Below are 17,234 nucleotides of genomic sequence, written 5' to 3' on the forward strand. Positions count from 1 at the left end.
TTGATAGAAAAGATACACTATAAAGAATTATCACTAATGAATTTTGAAGAAAATTATGCGGGTAAAAAGCCACTGATAATAACTGGATTAGTAGATTTATGGCCTTCTAGGGATTGGGATACAGACTACCTACAGTCAAATTATGGAGAAAGGGAAATAATCATAAGGAAATCAGGATACGAACAAGAAAAAAAATTTTACAAATCAAAACTTGGTAAATTCATTGGTATATTAAATGATAACCCCGAAAAATTGTATTGTGACTGGCCTTTTTCCATAATGGGCAATGAGGATTTAGAGAGTTATTTTGAAACCCCATCTCTATTCAACCATAATACAATCAAGACAAAAAACAACAAGAAATTAAAATGGATCTTCCTTGGTTCGGTTGGAACAGGAACCCCACTACACCAGGATTTTGAGAAATCACATAATTGGAACGCAGTAGTATTTGGCCAAAAAAAGTGGATTTTCTTCAGTCCTGATGATACTGAGTATGTGAAAGAATTTAAGCATGATTTATTCGATTTGGATTTAAAGGAGGATTCAAATTTCAAATATACCAAGCCCTACATTGTGGAACAGTTTTCAGGAGAATTAATGTACACACCTAAAAATTGGTGGCATGCCGTTCGAAACATCAAAACTTCTTTCTCAGTTAGTGAGAATTTTTGGTATAAAGATGAAAAGGAATAATTCTTCATTCCTTTTTAAGTGTACAGGATGAAAACTCGTATTTACTCACAATTCACTAAGATTTGTTTCTTTTAAAATGTTATTTTAAAAAAGTTATTGACAAATTTACATCGAATCCGTATAGTATTGGATATTATTAAAAATATTCAGATATAATTTTCAAAACGCAAAGATCAGGAGTAGTAAAAGCAAATTATTCGGTAAAGAGAGCTGCGGGGTGGTGTAACGCAGTCCAATAATACTTTGAACTTGCCTGGGAGTGGTAAAGCAAAAGAATAGATCAAACCTATTCTCTTTGTTTTAACGATTAACCTTCGTTACAAGGTTTTTAAAGCAGGGTTCAAAAGAACCAATAAGAGTGGTACCGCGGTAAGCATAAGGCATATCGTCTCTTTCTTCATTTGATTATGAAGGAAGAGACGATATGCCTTTTTTGATTTTGGGAGGTAATGATATGGAAACGGACAAACGAAATTTACAGAGGACAATGACTTCACGGCATATTACGATGATGGCATTAGGCGGTGCTATTGGAGCAGGTTTATTCAAAGGAAGCAGTTCAGCCATTGATATGGCAGGCCCATCCGTAATTATTGCGTACTTAATTGGTGGAATCATCTTATTATTCATTATGCAAGGTTTAGCTGAAATGGCGGTCCGCAATAGCGGTGCAAGAACATTCAGGGACTTAGTTCAATCGATCCTAGGAAAGTATCCTGCCTATTTTCTAGATTGGATTTATTGGAAAATGTGGGTATTGAACATAACGGCAGAATCCGTCGTTGCAGCGATTTTCATTCAATATTGGCTGCCTGGATATCCAATTTGGATACTGGCATTAGCTGTTTCTGTGTTAGTTACAGCGATTAACTTGCTGTCGGTAAAGGTTTTTGCTGAAACGGAGTACTGGCTTGCGTTAATTAAAATTACCGTCATTATTGTGTTCATCATGGCTGGATTATTGTTACTGCTCGTAACTTTTGGTGATCATACAGCCGTCGGTTTCTCTAACTTGACTGACCATGGTGGTTTCTTTCCGAATGGATCAACAGGTTTAATCACTGCGATGCTTGTTGTGATCTATTCATATGGTGGTACTGAAATTATTGGGGTCACGTTAGCTGAAACGAAAAATCCCGAAAAAGTGGTTCCAAAAGCCGTTCGCAGTACATTGGTCAGGATCATTTCTTTCTATATCATTCCATTTTTCATCATCGTTAGTTTAATTCCTTGGAACGAAGTAAACGGGGTGCCTGAAAGTCCGTTTGTGATGGTCTTTCAAATGATAGGGATTCCAGGTGCCGACCATATTATGAACGCAGTTGTTCTACTAGCAATCATTTCATCGATGAACTCTGGACTGTATGGTTCATCTCGCGTATTGTATACACAAGCCGTGGACGGTCGCATTCCGAAAATCTTTTCACGTTTATCCAAGAAGAAAGTTCCTGTTTACGCAATATTAATGTGTACTTCAGCTTTATATGGCGGTGTACTGATTTCCTTATTTGCTGGGAGCAAGACCTTCGATTTCCTAATGGGATCGCTGGGATATACCGTATTATTTATCTGGTTAATCATAGCTATAGCTCATCTGAAATCACGTAAAAAACATCCTGAAAAAACAAGTGCCTATTCGGTTAAATGGTTCCCTTATACAACTTGGGCTGCGATCATCGCTTTAATAACGATCCTGATTGGAATCATTTTCACGACATCCATCATCGTAACGATTATTACACTTAGCATCTACTTCTTTATTACCTTAACTTATGTATGGAAAAGACGCTTTAATAAAATCTAGAAGGAAGAGGGGCTACCCTTTTTCTCTTATAGTGTAGTTCCAGTTTCATATGGTCAAGAAAAGTATTATCGAACGAATGAGAGAGTTGGATAAAGCAACTTATTTAAGCCATGGTATATATTAACATACCATGGCTTTTTTTATCATGAGAAGGTCTATTATTAGAAAGAGTCAAAGATATCATTTAATAGTTCCTGGGAATCATTAAATCTAGCATGTTATGAGTCCAATTGAGTGCTAAATGTTGTATAATAATCTTTGGAAAATAACCATTATATTGAAAGCCGGAGCGAACTATGAAAAACAATACTCTTTTCTCTTTTCACCCAGTATGTTATTTATTACTTTTGGTACTTACTAGTTCTATTTACTCGATCATCAATCAATCAACAGGTCATGCTGTCGATGTTACGACTCTAATAGATGGGGAGATTCCCTTCATTAAAGAATTTGTCGTTCCTTATTTACTTTGGTATCCGTATATATATGGATTGATGATTTATTACTGTTTTGTTGACCGCAAGCATTATTTTGTTGCATTAGGTAGTTTGGTTAGCGGAAAACTTCTCTGTTTTATTGTATATTGTTTTTGGCAAACGACCGTACCACGTCCAGAAGTGGTGGGGAACGATATCTTTGCCAATTTAGTTCGACTTGTTTATAGTCATGATCAACCTGTTAACTGTTTACCTAGTATTCATGTACTGACAACATTTATTATGATGATCGTTGTGTATAAACGGAAAGACCAGCATAAATGGGAGTTTGCTAGTGTCACTGCATTTGGAACACTGATTATTTTATCCACGCTATTTACGAAACAGCATGCTGTTTTAGATGTACTAGCAGGAATACTCCTTGCATGTGGGGTGTATGTTTCGATACAGTATATGTTCCAAGCACTATCAGCCTATCGGACCAATCATTATGCAGGGAGACAAATAAAAAAAGAAATAAAAAATACGGATCTATAGGTATTTTGAGAAAATGCCTTGATCCGTTTACAAGAAAAATGCCACTGTAAGATACCAGCTCTTAGGAGCGTATATCTTACAGTGGCATTTTATATAGGCTTCTTAAGTAAAATACATTTTACAATCAATGAGAAAAGCACCAATCTTCAAGAAATAAGAAGATTGGTGCTTTTGCTTTTACATTTCAGCTTCTATTTTCAATGATGATTCTTCGCTGAATTTTTCCTTATCCAGGTCACCCGTTATTTTACTTGTTAGAATACCTGAAGTCATGCTTCCGCTGACATTCACAGCCGTTCTTCCCATATCGATCAATGGCTCAACGGAAATCAAAAGTCCCGCCAAGGCAATTGGCAAGTTCATTGCTGACAATACTAGAATAGCAGCAAAAGTTGCTCCTCCACCTACGCCAGCAACCCCGAAAGAGCTAATGGCTACAATGGCAATTAACATGGCAATAAATGATGGTGTTAGAGGGTCAATACCCACTGTTGGAGCGATCATGACGGCTAACATGGCCGGATAGATGCCGGCACAGCCGTTTTGACCAATCGACAAACCGAAGGATCCAGCAAAGTTGGCAATTCCTTCAGACACTCCTAATTGTTTCTGTGTTTGGATGTTCAATGGCAGAGCACCCGCACTTGTTCTTGAAGTGAAGGCAAACGATAATACTGGGAAAGCTTTTCTCAAATATACCACTGGATTCAATCCGGCAAGCGTCAACAATAACAAATGAATCAAGAACATGACAATTAGGGCGACATAAGAGGCTCCCACGAATTTTCCTAATTTCAGGATAGCGTCCAGATCACTTGTCGCTACCGTTTTAGTCATGATCGCCAAGATTCCATAAGGCGTTAAACGTAGAATTAACGTTACCACGCGCATGATGATGCTGTGCAATGTATCTACTATTTTAGCAAAAAACTCAGCATGTTCAGGCTGCTTCCTTTTGACCCCTAAATAGGCAATCCCAAGAAATGCAGCAAAAATCACAACAGAAATAGTTGAAGTCGGACGGGCTCCCGTTAAATCCTGAAACGGATTTGACGGAATCAATTCAAGGATTTGTTGCGGCATCGTTTTATCTTGAATGGTACCGTATGTTTCCGTTATTTGATCCCCACGGCTTAACTCTGCATCTCCTTGCTCAATTTGAACGGCTTCTAAATTGAACACAGTTGCGGATGTAATCCCCACGGCTGCTGCAATCGCAGTCGTTCCAAGCAAGATCCCGATAATCAGGACACTGATCTTTCCGATATTGCTAGTTAGTTTCAACCTTGTAAAGGCGGACAAGATAGAGATGAAGACAAGCGGCATAACAATCATTTGCAGAAACTTAACATAGCCTGAACCTACAATGTTAAACCAATCGACTGATTTAACAATCGCTTCTGACTGAGGTTCATAGAAATACTGCAAAAGAAGACCGAATACAATCCCTAATCCAAGTCCAGTAAAGACCCTTTTTGTAAAAGAAACATGTTTCTTATTCATATAAAATAAAACGCCTAAAAGTACGAGCATAATAGCAAGATTTAAAAATACATAACCAATCATATATTTCCCTCCTCAATTCCGATTAACCAAATAAGATTAATTAATATCTGAAATTATAATACATCATTTTTTATTTATTTACCAGAAGAAAATTATTTATTTTTGACTTGGAGAGGAATTCATGTATTTATCCATATTCAAGAACTGAATAAGAAGGAACAATAAAAGAGAGGTATACATGAACCTTTCTCCACTCACGGATCAGGGTTTCAGTATACCTCTCATAGATACAATTATTACTTCTTCAAATCAATCACGATATCATCCAATACCAACTCTTTGGGAGCACTACTCGGTTTTGTTGGGAAGGATGACACCTTTTCTTTACCATCTTCCGTTATGGTTACTTCCCCATGGTTCTCTGAAGTGAAATTACGTAAGGACAAATGAGGAGTTGCAATCAGTTTCGTAGCGTTCTGATCAATTTTTTGGAAGGTTTTACTCCAGCTCATATTATAAGAACCGAAACCTTTTCCTCCGTTGCCTTGTCCAGCGTACACATTTCCTAAGTCATCTTTAATAGTCAATTCAACATAGACCTCATCCCACTTGTTTTTAACTAAGTCGGAAACTTCTTGATTGTAATGAACGACAAAGGACATCGGTGATATCGCGATTTTTTCAACGGACACCTTTACTCCATATTGATCTACACTTTTATTAATAACCTTTTCGTTGCTTTCCGTTGCTTTTAGAGAGAATGCAAAGTTCCAATTTCCTTTTATCTCTTTATTCGTATCGGTAATACTAATGCTGTTAATATCCCAGTCTATATTTACCGTATTTTCTTTAAGCTCATCTAAATTACTAGCCGTTAGTAAGCCTACATATTTTTTATCAGCTACTTTTGTAATTCCATCTGATCCTGCTTGGGCTTTCATTTCTTTTATTTGTGGGCCGGGAATATAGAATGATCCGTCACCCAAATCTTCTTCACTTTCAATGGTATAAGTGATGGTTACTGTTTTTCCATCATAAATGGCGTCATTTATCGTGAAAGTAAGGCCATTGCTTTCTTCGGTAAGGCCAATTTCGTTGGAGTAGTTCTTATAATCACTATAAAGACCCTTTCCATCATTCTTGATATCATCATAGAGACCAGTATTTCCATTACCAAAAAAGCTAAAAATATCTCCAATCGAAGGAATGCTTTTAGCAGAAGCTGTGAATGATAATCCAATGGTTGCGGTGGATAATCCTAATATAATGGAAGCAGCCAGAACTTTCTTTTGCCAACCCTTCATTTTTTTCTTCTTGCTTATTGATTTTTTAAGAGTTCTTTTGACTTTAGCTTTTTCTAGTTCAGTAACTTCCATTTCCTCAAATTCAGTTTCGTCTATGTCTATATCATTTAATAATTCATAAATATCCTTCATACTACGCTGCCTCCTAACTTAAGATTCGTAGCTTTTTGATTTAGTTTCTTCTTTCCTCTATAAATTCGATTGTCAATCGAAGCTTTGGTTAACCCGAGTTTTATCGAAATATCCTCATTCTTAAAACCTAGAAAGAACTTCAAGATAAAAATATCTCGATCAACAGGCTCTAAAAGCTCGATTAACTGAAGTAGTTCCGTTCTATCTTCCATCATAATCAGTTCGTCTTCTGCTGATTTTTCTAGATTCACATCGGTATAACTTGAAGTAAATTCCACTTTCTTAGTAGCTTTTCTGTAGGAATCAATCGATTTAAACTTAGCGATCGCACAAATCCATTTTCTGAAATCTGTTGAATCGCCATGGAACTTTTTCGAATTGTTCCAGATGGAGAGAAAAATATCATTGATACATTCTTCAATAATTCCTTCGTTCTTAAGGGGGGAAAGAATTTTAAATGTGATCCCCTTAATCAATGGCAAGTAATTATCAACTATAAATTCTAATGCGTCTTCTTCTTGTCGCTGCAGCCGTTGTATAAAATTTTCATCAGTAGACTTCATGTAATGATTCCCCTTATTTTTTTGTAAAAGCTTTTACACCTTATACAACGTATGGAAAAATATTTATTCTCAAAAAGATTTGGGAACTTGATAGGGCAGGTATTATCAGGAAGGATATGTAAATAGGTTTCTTGAATTATAGGGTATTGAAGTTATCAAACTTTGTAAAGATGAGCCAAGTGTTTTGGAAAGGGATGAGTAGTGATGGAAATATTTATTGATAGGCTAAATGAACGAGATGCGGAAGAGTTATTTACATTTGAATGCAATAATAGAAGGTTTTTTGAACAAACGGTCCCAAGTCGTGGAGATGATTATTATACCTTCGAAACGTTTAAAAATAGACATAGGGAATTATTAAAAGAACAAGAAGAAAATATCTCATATTTTTATCTCATTAAGAATGACTCAGGCTCTATTGTCGGAAGAATTAACTTGGTGGATATTGATAATACCAATGGCTCGGCACATGTGGGTTATAGAATTGGAGAGAAGTATACGCAAAGGGGAATAGCCAATAAAGCATTAAAGCTATTAGTAAACACAGCGGCAGAATTAAGTGTAAACCAGATACATGCGAAAACAACAAGTAACAATATTGCCTCTCAAAAAGTTTTAGAAAGAAACGGATTTATACGGATTTCTATTAATGAGGAAAAAAATGAACACGGTCAAAAGGAAACGTTTATCTATTATTGTAGGACAATATAAAAATTCGGACTGAAAAATAGGCGATTGAGATATTTAGGAGATGAACCAATGAAAAAAATGATAGAACATACAACATTCCCAAAATATTTTACCGGCATGAATGTTTCGCAAGAATAGTAAAAGCTTTCATTACTTTGAACGAGAACGGAGAATCTACTATGATAGAAGGTTTATATGAAGCCCATTTACCTGTTAAAGACTTAGCCATTTCAATGGAATTTTATAAGAAAATAGGCTTGAAAATGGCATGGAAGGATGAAGATACTGCCTTCTTTTGGATCGAGGAAAACAAAAGTTGGGTAGGTCTGTGGGAAGGGGAAGAATATCAAACTCCATATCACCCTTCACTACGGCATATCGCTTTTCGAGTATCTTATGAAAATATGAAAAATGCTTTGACTTGGCTTCAATCCCTGCAAATTCAAGTTGTCCCTTTTGGAAAAAGAACGTCCATTGAACCTTTTGTTCGTCCCCATCAAGGGAACGCTTCCGTTTATTTTAATGATCCAGATGGTAATAGTTTGGAGCTTATGTGTTCAATAGAAGTACCTGATGCATATAAGCATATGACCAATAAACTTTCACTTGAAGAATGGGAAGAATTACTTACTAAGTGACTAATTAACTATTAATAAAAATGCCAAAGTTATATAAAAAGCTGATCGGCAATAACACCAATCAGCTTTTTCCTGATGCTTATTCTTCTCGAATAACAAATATAACACCAATAAAGATTAATATAGTACCTATCCAAAAAGGCAGGCCAATTTGCTCACCTAGCAATAACCACCCTAAAAAGGTACCGACTATAGGCTGGAAAAAGAAAAATAATCCGCCACTTGAAGCATTAAGCATTTGCAATCCGCGATTCCATAGTAAAAAGGCACATGCTGTCGAAATGACTCCCAAGTATAAAAGGCCGCCCCAAATAGTTGGATGCATCATGGCTTGGAAGTCGAGTTTATCTAATCTATTAATTGTAAAAGGCGTAAGTAAGATAATTGAAACAAGAATAGCATAGGTTGTTACCACAATTTGTGAATATTGCCCGGGGACACGCTTAATAAGAACAGACATAAGCGACCATGTTAGTGCTGCAATAAGTAACGATACCGCACCAAGTTGATTAGATGAATTGATATGCGCATTTCCGACTATAATACAGACACCAATTGTAGCTAGAATAATTGAAAGTGCTTTTTCAAACGTAATTTTTTCTTTTAAAATAATTCGCGCAAATAGCACCATGAATGCAGGTGTGGTTGAAGTAATGATAGCACCCATTTGTGCGGTAGAAAGCATCGTACCAATTTCTTGGGTTACAATGGAAATTGTATTTCCAGTAAGCCCAATCATGAAAATTAGCAGCCAGTCTCGTTTTTCAATACGCCATGATTGTTTTGTTACAACGCCAATAATTAGCAATGCAACAATAGCAATTACATAGCGGAACCATACTAATTCAAGTGGTGGAACAGAGTCTACCACAACCTTTACCACAACATACATCCCGCCCCAAATACTAGCAGCGAGTGATAAATATAAAGAACCTAATAAGGTGTTTTTCATTTTGTGCCCTCCGTTTTCTCTAGACAAATAATACTGTCCTTAACGGAGTTGTAGTTTTCTACCGTTAAGGGAGAATAACTACAGGTACATCATTTTCAAATAGTGGTGAATACATCATCAGATTTCAGCTCACTTTCATAATGTTTTCTTAATCATACAATAATTGGTGGAATTAAGTATATTAACTGTTCAGCAATTTGGCTATTCGTACTAATCAATATAGAGGAGTATGAAGAAAAATAAATATGAGTAACGAACCAAGATGAGCTGTTACGATCAGCCCTTTTTTATGCAACAAACGTGTACTTTACTTCAATAAGGGACAGAAAAGGGACCAAAGAAATGGTCCCATTCCTATTGTTTTTTAACAGAATCTTTTCATTAAATCTTTAGCATGGTTACAATTTCTTTCGCTTTATCTAATTGAACTCCTTCAATTAAGCTGCTATTTTTTCTAACAGCTGTACCAAAATGATAGTAACCGGTATTTAGTTCGGAATGGATAGAAAGGATATTATCTTTATTTAAGCCGCTGCCGACTAAAATCGAGATGTCGCCGCAGGCTTTTTTCATTTGGTGAATGGTTTGCATGCGGGTTGGGAAATCACCATGTCCACCGGAGGTCAATATCGTTGTAATTTCCGGATACTGTGCTAGCATTTCAGCAGCTCGTACTGGGTCAGGAGTATCATCGATGGCTCGGTGGAATGTAATCTCCAAACCTTCACATGCTGTTAATAGTTCTTCCAGGTATATTTGATTGATTTCATTTTTTTCATTTAATACACCCAATACGACGCCGTTTGCCCCCAATGAGGAAATAATCTTTATATCATTCTTCATAATACTCAGATCATCAGGAGAATACTGAAATGATTGGGTATGAGGCCTTACCATCACGTTGACTGGAATGCTTACCGAACTGACGACAGCTTCTATCAGGGCGTAACTGGGAGTTAAACCGCCCTCAGTTAAAGCACAAACGAGCTCGATACGGTCTGCACCCGATTTTTCAATTAAAAGGGCATCTTCTATGGTTGTGGCAATAAATTCAATGTACATTAGATTTTCCTTTCTTGACAAGTTCTTTGGTATCCTTCATAGGAATCACAATAATAAAAGTATATCATTTTGTTGCTGTTGATTAATTTTTGGATAAAACAATTTAAGTGTCAGAAGAACAGTGACAATAAACTGGTTTATAAAAGAAAGTTTCATTACAAAAGAATAAGCATTTCATTTTCAAAAAAAGGGGAGGTTTTTTTGAAACGAAATCAGCTTTCTATGTAACTACAGTCACAATCAATTTTATCATGGTCTGATTTTCTGTTAGATTGTTATCTCTACCTGATTTCCTTCAGGGTCGTTTACTACGCTTTCATAATAACCATCCCCAGTGATACGTGGGCCGTTCAACACAGGGTATCCTGCTGCTTTTAACGTTTCTGTTAATTGATCGACATTCTCTTTGCTTCCCACAGAAAAAGCGATATGAGCATATCCTGTTATTGGGGTAGTCATTTTATCTTGTATTCCTTTCTGTCGCATAACTTCTAGACGTGCTCCAGTTTCGAAAGTGATAAAATAGGATTCAAATTGCTTTTCCGTATTACGATATAAACGATTGGCTGTGCCCTTGAAGTACTGCGTGTAGAAAGCACACATTGTTTCCAAATCATTCACCCAAATAGCTACATGTTCAATTTTCATCATCTTCACCTTATTCGTTTATTTTCTCTTTATCAGCTTTCGTACTAAACAACTACTAATCTTTATTCTCATTAATATAAAAATAAGCAACTTAGTTATCAATGCAAACTCTATATCACTAAAGTACTTTAGAATTCGTATTTTTCCCCTTAAAAAAATCCTTTTTTTTCAATAAGACATTTAATTTTTCTGAACCAAGTATCATTGCTACAACAAAAACAACAATAAAAAACGGGAAGATTCCTATTGTTGATTGAGATGCAATGAAACCAAGAAGAGGAGGCATGAACGTACTACCTGTATAGGCAACTGCCATTTGATAGCCCATAATTGTCTGAGAATGCTCCTTTCCAAAGCGTGCTGGTGTTTCATGTAACATGCACGGAAATATCGGTGCTAATCCTAATCCAATCATGATAAAGCCTACAAGTGAGAAACTAGACGGCAATGGTAAGAATAGAAGTACCGCACCAGCTAATGCTGTTATTTGGCCTAACCGAATGAGAGTACGGTTACTGACCTTTAAAGTAATAAAGCCTGTAATAAATCTGCCAATTGTTATTCCTGCGTAATATAGGGAAACCCATTGTGCAGCTACCGCTACGGGTAACTCCTTAACATTTACCAGAAAGCTACTTCCCCATAGGCCCATTGTTGCTTCAACACCACAATAAAACAAGAAAGATATCAGAGCTAGCTTAACTCCCCTAATCTTCAAAGGTTTTATATCTTTAGCATCTTCATCATTAAATACACTTTTTGAATCTTCCGGCTCTTCACTTAAAGTAACATTGCTGTTTCTTGCGACCCTATTCCATAAAGGCAGAGTGAAGAATAGGATTATAACTAATGCGAACTGAATTCCAGCAATAGTAAGATATCCTTGTCTCCAAGAATTTTGCTCTGAAATAAACTGAGACATAATGATGGGACCAAGTGTAGCCCCAACTCCCCAAAAACAATGTAGCCAACTCATGTGGTGTGCTTTGTAATGTGTAGCAACATAATTGTTTAATCCTGCATCAACAGAACCTGCACCTAATCCAAGTGGTATGGCACAAATAATTAACCAAACAAGCGATGGAGCAAAAGTGAAACCTAGCAAAGCCCCAGCAGTCATTAAGCAACTGACAAATGTAACATTCCCAGTTCCGAACCGTTTAAGTACAGTTCCGCTTGCTAAACTTGAAATAATTGTACCACCTGCTATCGTCATAAAAAGCAAGCCAGCAGTCTCAAGCCGTGCTCCATATTCCAATTGCATCACAGGCCATGCAACCCCCAACAATGAATCAGGTAAACCTAAGCTGATGAAAGCCAAATAGATGATTACTAAAAAGAATGTAGCCATATATATAACCCGCCTTTAATTTTTTTGCGGTGCTCCATTGTACTTCTGATTCGTTTTACCTGCTTGTTCCAGTGATCATGAGATCAAGTCCAAGATTTTGTAATCCATATAGATAGTCTTGTTTCCAATCACTCATTGTTATCTCTGGAAGATGTTCTACTGGGATATATTTTGAGCTCCTTATTACAATTTGGTCTATTATTAATTTGTTCACATCATCATTGCAAAAAATGATCGTATGAGGGTTAATGATTGCTACAAACGTAGCTACTAAACGGCTAATTGCATCAATCTCATATTCCTCACAGATAGTTGCTTTCTTAGGTCCACTTCCATTTTCTAAAGCTTGCAGAAAATTTCGGTCATCATACTGCGGGACAAATGAAACCTCACCCGAGAAAAAAGTACTTCCTCGCACCACGTCTCCATTTATCATAATTCCTGCACCTGGACCATTTTGACCGGAATACAAATATATAAGAGATTGATTGTCATTATTCCCCTTATTATTGTGATATCCAAGAACTGCAGCATTCATATCGTTCTCTACTACCACAGGGATAGAAAAACGATCCTCATAGTATCCTTTTAAATCAAAATTTTGAAAATGCTCGTAGCCTGGTATATAAAAAATCCGACCATTATCAACCGAACCAGGGACACCAATTGCCATTGAACTAATCTTTGAGTATTTAGCTATAATGTCTTCAATATACTTGGTTAATAATTTTAGATTATCATCTATTAATACACTTGACGTTTTTCCCTGTTCCTTCACTTCACCCAAACAATTAAAAATTGCATAATTTGTCTCTGTTCTCTCTAAAAATAGTGCTAAACCTAACATATGTTCAGGATTGTATGCATATCGTTTTGCTCTTCTTCCACCACTAGAATCATCGAGGCCGACTAAAATAAGTTCCCCATCCTTCTCCATCTGCGCTAGGAATTTACTTATTGTCGGGAAACTAATTCCTAATTTATCGCTGAGTTCAACTTTTGTTGCACTTCCAAGTTCTAAAAGAGTTGTACGAATACCATTAAGGATAACCTTCTTCATAGATTTTGGAGTAACAAATAACTCATTCATAATGTTCACCACCTAATATAAAAAACTTATTAAAGATCTTTAATAAGTTACGATGATACTATATCACATACAAGTTTGGGAAACAATGGAAATTAAAATCGAATATTTATTATTTATACAACTTACAAATACTGGCATTGCTCTTTCTGAGTCTGGCCCAAAGGACCAATTGTGGAGGAGGATTGCACACTTGATACCTATAAATCATCCTGTTTGGCTACTCTATTTTTCATCCCGGGTAACCTCAGTGGCTTATTGATTATGATTTCACTATCAACTATTTTTTTATTTTCATTTATAATGAAACGAAATGTCCATTCAAACGTATAAAAAAAGAATATATTTAGAGAATGGTATATTGAAAGTAAAATGGTTGCCGGAAAAATTAAATGAGTATAATCATAACGGAGGTTATTTAATTGGATAAAGAAGGTAAGGAAGTAACGAAATCGAAGTTTTACAAAATAGGAATGGGTTTTCTAATAGTGTCTCTTCTCACTTGGATTATTCCTGTAATAGCTCCTTTTACGCCATTTCCAACTGCGGTTAAAGCGGGGGTCATAACAGGAGCAATAGTCTTTGCAGAAGTAATGTTCTGGGTAGGTGCACTTTTAGTCGGAAAAGAAGTAGCTGCTAAATTTAAAAGTTACTTAAACCCGAAAAATTGGAAAAAAGAAAAAGCAGGAAAATGAAAAATAAAAGTTTAGAAGGTAGTGTAAAAAAGAGTGAGGGCATGGAACCACATTAAATCTTGGCTCTTTTTCACCACCTATATCTAACCTGCATCCCATATTGTCCTCTATGTCGCAGTTTCTTTTTAATGTTTGGAGACGAAAAGTAAAAAATAAAACGTAGGGAGAAGCGAAATATGGAAAATGAGATGTTGAAAGTATTTAATGCGGATCGTAAACAAATCGGCGTGGCTACGCGTGAAGAAGTACATAGAATGGGACATTGGCATGAGGTTTTCCATTGTTGGTTCGTTAGTAGAGAAGCGGGGGTGGATTATCTTTATCTTCAACATCGTTGTGAGATGAAAAAAGATTATCCGAACCTATTGGACATTACGGCTGCCGGACATTTGCTGGCTCATGAAACGATATACGACGGTGTAAGGGAGATTAAAGAAGAAATAGGCATCGAGGTTTCTTTTGATAAGTTGGTCTCATTAGGTGTTATCGAATATCATGTAACAAAAGAAAATTTCATCGACAAAGAATTAGCTAACGTATTTCTATATGAAAGTACTCAGTGTTTCGATGACTTCACCTTACAAAAAGAAGAAGTTTCAGGGATGGTAAAAGTTGAATTGGATGATTTTGAAGATCTGTGGGACGGAACAAAAGAAGAAGTGAATATCCAAGGCTTTGAAATCAATCAAGATGACCATAGAATGATGATAGATCAATATGTTGGCAGAGATAAATTTGTGCCGCATGATATTTCCTATTATAAAAGCATTATTAGGTTGATCAGAGAAAACTTATCATAGCATTCAGGTTCTGACCAAAGCTAACTAAAACTTAAGCCCCAACAAAACAATTCGAGTTTTGTTGGGGCTTAAGTTGTGTTCAAAAAGCTGAAAATCTCATTGTTATCGTGTTGTACCGTTACTTTGCATCATGAAAAATGATTCCCATCCCGTAGCGTATTCCAGATTGAAGAGTGCTTACGCCATGACGCATCGTATTCTTGTAATATCCTTTTTTACCTTCTACTGGCCGGTGGTTCGTAGGGAAGAGGAGTGCTTCTCCTTGTTCTAGCGTGATGACATGCCCTCGGCTTTGGGCTCGGGGACGCTGTTCCACAAGAATGGATTCGCCTCCGGTATAATCAACCCCCCGCTGATTTAGTGTAAATACAACTTGGAATGGGAAATAAACATCTCCATATAGATCCTGATGCATACAATTATAGCCGCCTGCTTCATATTTAAGAATAAGAGGGGTTGAACGGGTTTGTTCTTTTTCATGGCACTCTTCTAAAAAAACATCTAACGAATCAGGATAAATGGCTTCTTTCCCTAACTGGTGCAACCATCGATTAGCAGCTATTGCGAGTTCAGGGTAAAATGCCGTACGTAGCTCCTGCAGTAGAGCTGGCAATGGATAATCGAAATATTTATACTCGCCTTCACCGAAGCGATAACGTCCCATGTTGATTGTGTTTCGATATAGTTCTTCTTGGTCATACAAATTGATAAAGTTTTGACATTGTTCAGGAGTAAGCAGGACAGGCAATTTTGCAAAGCCTTGGTCGTCCAATGTTTGATGAATTTGGCCCCAGTCAAGTGTGTAGATTGGTGAATTCTTCAAATCCCTATTCATTTATCTCCCTCCAATATCTGCTTCTAATTGAAGCAGATATTGTTTCATCTCCGTTCCTCCGCGGTACCCAGTTATGGCTCCATTTTTTCCAATTACCCGATGACAGGGCACAGTAATCAGAACTGGATTAGCACCGATAGCCGTTCCGACCGCGCGAACAGCTTTAGGTCTTTGAATGTGCTCGGCAATATCGGAATAGGAATAGGTTTTTCCATAGGGTATTTGATTCAATGCTGCCCAAATTTCTTGTTGAAATGGTGTTCCTTTAACATCTACGGGTAATGAGAAAGTTTGCCGATTTCCCCCGAAATATTCATACAGTTCTTTTAGATAGGGCTTTAAGGCTTCTTCATTTTCAACAAGGTTCGCCAGGGGGAAGCGTTTTTGTATCCAAGTTTTCAGCTCATCATACGATTGACCAGGTGAACCTACATAACAAAGTCCCTTTTCAGACTTGGCTACATATAATTGCCACTTATCGTATTTTAAAATGGCCCAATCTATTGTTTGTTCTTTAACATTCATCATGTTGTTCACGCTCCTTTTTCAAGTTTTGATGGTAAGCTTTTCGATATCCTGATGGTGTATATCCCGTTTTCTTTTTGAATAACGTTATAAAATAGGGGGTGCTTGAAAATCCTACAGCCAATCCTATTTCGGTTACCGGCTGTTCGGAGCTTTCAAGCATTCTAATTGCTTTTTCAAGGCGGAGTTGTTGAATATATTCAGTAGGCGATAGACCTTTCACACGCTTAAACAATCTTTGTAAGTGGTAGGGACTGCCATGAGAAATATCCGCCAATGTGTTCAATGTGAGGGGCTCGCTGTAATGTTGATCAATCCATTCAGTTATTTGCTCAATCCACTCATCTGTTGGCAGATTCAAGCCTTCGGGTTTGCAGCGTTTACAAGGCCTGAAATTTTCTTCTAAAGCCATATTGGCATTTTTGAAAATCTGCACGTTTTCTTTGTTGGGCACCCTGGATTTACAGGAGGGCCGACAAAAGATGCCTGTTGTTTTTACGCCATATAAAAAATGATCATCATACGCTGCATCACACTCTACAATAGCTTTCCAGTAATCATTAGGAATGTCTGTTTTTTTCAAATTCATCACATTCACCTCTCCATTTAGTATACAAGAAAGTATTGATATACAAACATTTCGATAATATAAAAGCAAGATAACGTAATTTCTTTCAAATAGGAATAGGAAAAGGCAGCCGAAGATGGCTGCCCGGACAAATAAGAAAAAAAGCCTTTCACTATATTAGTGATCGGCTTTTTTCTTGTGTGACTATAAATAGTTTGAATCTGTTAAGGAAGGTAGATAAAGCTCCAGGAGTATTTGCGACAAATAGAATTAATTTATGGCAGAGTGAGAACTTGGCTGTTTCGCAAACATAGTTTGGTTGTGAATCACAAAAGGGTCTATTTGTTGATGAAAGAGTTAGTTCACTTTTTTTAAATGAAATAACAAAGCAGTTCTAAATGATC

At 36.7% G+C, this 17,234-nt stretch carries 18 protein-coding genes and 1 other annotated feature; of the genes, 7 read left to right on the forward strand and 11 right to left on the reverse strand.

The features are described 5' to 3' along the window. The 3 genes from JFU50_RS15675 to JFU50_RS15685 all read left to right on the forward strand — a co-directional run bounded on the left by JFU50_RS15675 (nt 1) and on the right by JFU50_RS15685 (nt 3,474). Nucleotides 1-696, forward strand: coding sequence for a cupin-like domain-containing protein (locus tag JFU50_RS15675; RefSeq protein WP_201186429.1), 696 nt, complete (start codon nt 1-3; stop codon nt 694-696). A 160-nt stretch (nt 697-856) separates the two neighbouring features. Beyond that, nucleotides 857-1,092 (forward strand) — a binding site (T-box leader). A gap of 58 nt (nt 1,093-1,150) precedes the next feature. Then, nucleotides 1,151-2,500 (forward strand): amino acid permease, encoded by a 1,350-nt coding sequence (locus JFU50_RS15680; protein ID WP_053347511.1) that lies wholly within the window; start codon nt 1,151-1,153, stop codon nt 2,498-2,500. A gap of 296 nt (nt 2,501-2,796) precedes the next feature. Further along, nucleotides 2,797-3,474 (forward strand): phosphatase PAP2 family protein, encoded by a 678-nt coding sequence (locus tag JFU50_RS15685; RefSeq protein WP_201186427.1) that lies wholly within the window; start codon nt 2,797-2,799, stop codon nt 3,472-3,474. Between the two features lie 177 nt (nt 3,475-3,651). Here the strand turns inward: JFU50_RS15685 and JFU50_RS15690 are convergent, their stop codons facing one another. The 3 genes from JFU50_RS15690 to JFU50_RS15700 form a co-directional block, all read right to left on the reverse strand. After that, nucleotides 3,652-5,040 carry an L-cystine transporter gene (locus JFU50_RS15690; RefSeq protein WP_053347509.1) on the reverse strand — a complete coding sequence of 463 codons (1,389 nt, stop codon included), beginning with the start codon at nt 5,038-5,040 and terminating at the stop codon, nt 3,652-3,654. 236 nt (nt 5,041-5,276) lie between these two features. Beyond that, complete coding sequence (locus JFU50_RS15695; RefSeq protein ID WP_201223262.1) at nt 5,277-6,416, reverse strand: DUF4179 domain-containing protein; 1,140 nt, start codon at nt 6,414-6,416, stop codon at nt 5,277-5,279. Beyond that, a complete protein-coding gene (locus JFU50_RS15700; RefSeq protein ID WP_201223263.1) occupies nt 6,413-6,979 on the reverse strand; it encodes a sigma-70 family RNA polymerase sigma factor in 567 nt (188 codons plus the stop codon). The genes JFU50_RS15695 and JFU50_RS15700 overlap by 4 nt, the downstream gene beginning before the upstream one ends. Before the next feature lie 204 nt (nt 6,980-7,183). Between JFU50_RS15700 and JFU50_RS15705 the strand changes: the two genes are divergently transcribed. Beyond that, entirely contained in the window at nt 7,184-7,690 is a 507-nt protein-coding gene (locus JFU50_RS15705; protein ID WP_201186424.1) for a GNAT family N-acetyltransferase, read from the forward strand. A 158-nt stretch (nt 7,691-7,848) separates the two neighbouring features. Further along, a complete protein-coding gene (locus JFU50_RS15710; protein WP_201186423.1) occupies nt 7,849-8,307 on the forward strand; it encodes a VOC family protein in 459 nt (152 codons plus the stop codon). A 79-nt stretch (nt 8,308-8,386) separates the two neighbouring features. Here JFU50_RS15710 and JFU50_RS15715 read toward each other — a convergent pair whose 3' ends face one another. From JFU50_RS15715 to JFU50_RS15735, 5 genes are all read right to left on the reverse strand, one after another. Then, nucleotides 8,387-9,259: a DMT family transporter gene (locus tag JFU50_RS15715; RefSeq protein WP_201223264.1), complete on the reverse strand. Its 873-nt coding sequence runs from the start codon at nt 9,257-9,259 to the stop codon at nt 8,387-8,389. A gap of 381 nt (nt 9,260-9,640) precedes the next feature. Continuing rightward, the gene (locus JFU50_RS15720) at nt 9,641-10,321 is read right to left on the reverse strand and encodes a copper homeostasis protein CutC (RefSeq protein WP_201223265.1); all 681 of its coding nucleotides are present in this window, start codon (nt 10,319-10,321) and stop codon (nt 9,641-9,643) included. 267 nt (nt 10,322-10,588) lie between these two features. After that, nucleotides 10,589-10,969 carry a VOC family protein gene (locus JFU50_RS15725; RefSeq protein ID WP_201223266.1) on the reverse strand — a complete coding sequence of 127 codons (381 nt, stop codon included), beginning with the start codon at nt 10,967-10,969 and terminating at the stop codon, nt 10,589-10,591. Between the two features lie 118 nt (nt 10,970-11,087). Next, nucleotides 11,088-12,320: an MFS transporter gene (locus tag JFU50_RS15730; RefSeq protein ID WP_201223268.1), complete on the reverse strand. Its 1,233-nt coding sequence runs from the start codon at nt 12,318-12,320 to the stop codon at nt 11,088-11,090. Between the two features lie 55 nt (nt 12,321-12,375). Beyond that, complete coding sequence (locus tag JFU50_RS15735; RefSeq protein ID WP_201223270.1) at nt 12,376-13,410, reverse strand: ROK family transcriptional regulator; 1,035 nt, start codon at nt 13,408-13,410, stop codon at nt 12,376-12,378. A gap of 419 nt (nt 13,411-13,829) precedes the next feature. On the opposite strand from JFU50_RS15735, the gene JFU50_RS15740 reads away from it, so the two are divergent. Further along, entirely contained in the window at nt 13,830-14,102 is a 273-nt protein-coding gene (locus JFU50_RS15740) for a transporter suffix domain-containing protein (protein ID WP_242485385.1), read from the forward strand. 176 nt (nt 14,103-14,278) lie between these two features. Continuing rightward, nucleotides 14,279-14,902 (forward strand): NUDIX hydrolase, encoded by a 624-nt coding sequence (locus JFU50_RS15745; protein WP_201223272.1) that lies wholly within the window; start codon nt 14,279-14,281, stop codon nt 14,900-14,902. 118 nt (nt 14,903-15,020) lie between these two features. Here JFU50_RS15745 and JFU50_RS15750 read toward each other — a convergent pair whose 3' ends face one another. From JFU50_RS15750 to JFU50_RS15760, 3 genes are read right to left on the reverse strand one after another with little or no spacing between them, the layout of a single operon-like run. Beyond that, nucleotides 15,021-15,737, reverse strand: coding sequence for a 2OG-Fe(II) oxygenase (locus JFU50_RS15750; RefSeq protein ID WP_201223273.1), 717 nt, complete (start codon nt 15,735-15,737; stop codon nt 15,021-15,023). Beyond that, nucleotides 15,738-16,265, reverse strand: a complete 528-nt coding sequence (locus JFU50_RS15755; protein ID WP_274608351.1) for a methylated-DNA--[protein]-cysteine S-methyltransferase — start codon at nt 16,263-16,265, stop codon at nt 15,738-15,740. It abuts the gene before it with no gap. Further along, nucleotides 16,252-16,851: a bifunctional transcriptional activator/DNA repair enzyme AdaA gene (locus JFU50_RS15760; RefSeq protein ID WP_201186413.1), complete on the reverse strand. Its 600-nt coding sequence runs from the start codon at nt 16,849-16,851 to the stop codon at nt 16,252-16,254. Before JFU50_RS15760 ends, JFU50_RS15755 begins: the two co-directional genes overlap by 14 nt. Between the last annotated feature and the right edge of the window lie 383 nt (nt 16,852-17,234).

Origin of the sequence: Peribacillus sp. TH14 (genome assembly GCF_016651145.1) — a bacterium.
GTDB classification, from domain to species: Bacteria; Bacillota; Bacilli; order Bacillales; family DSM-1321; genus Peribacillus; species Peribacillus butanolivorans.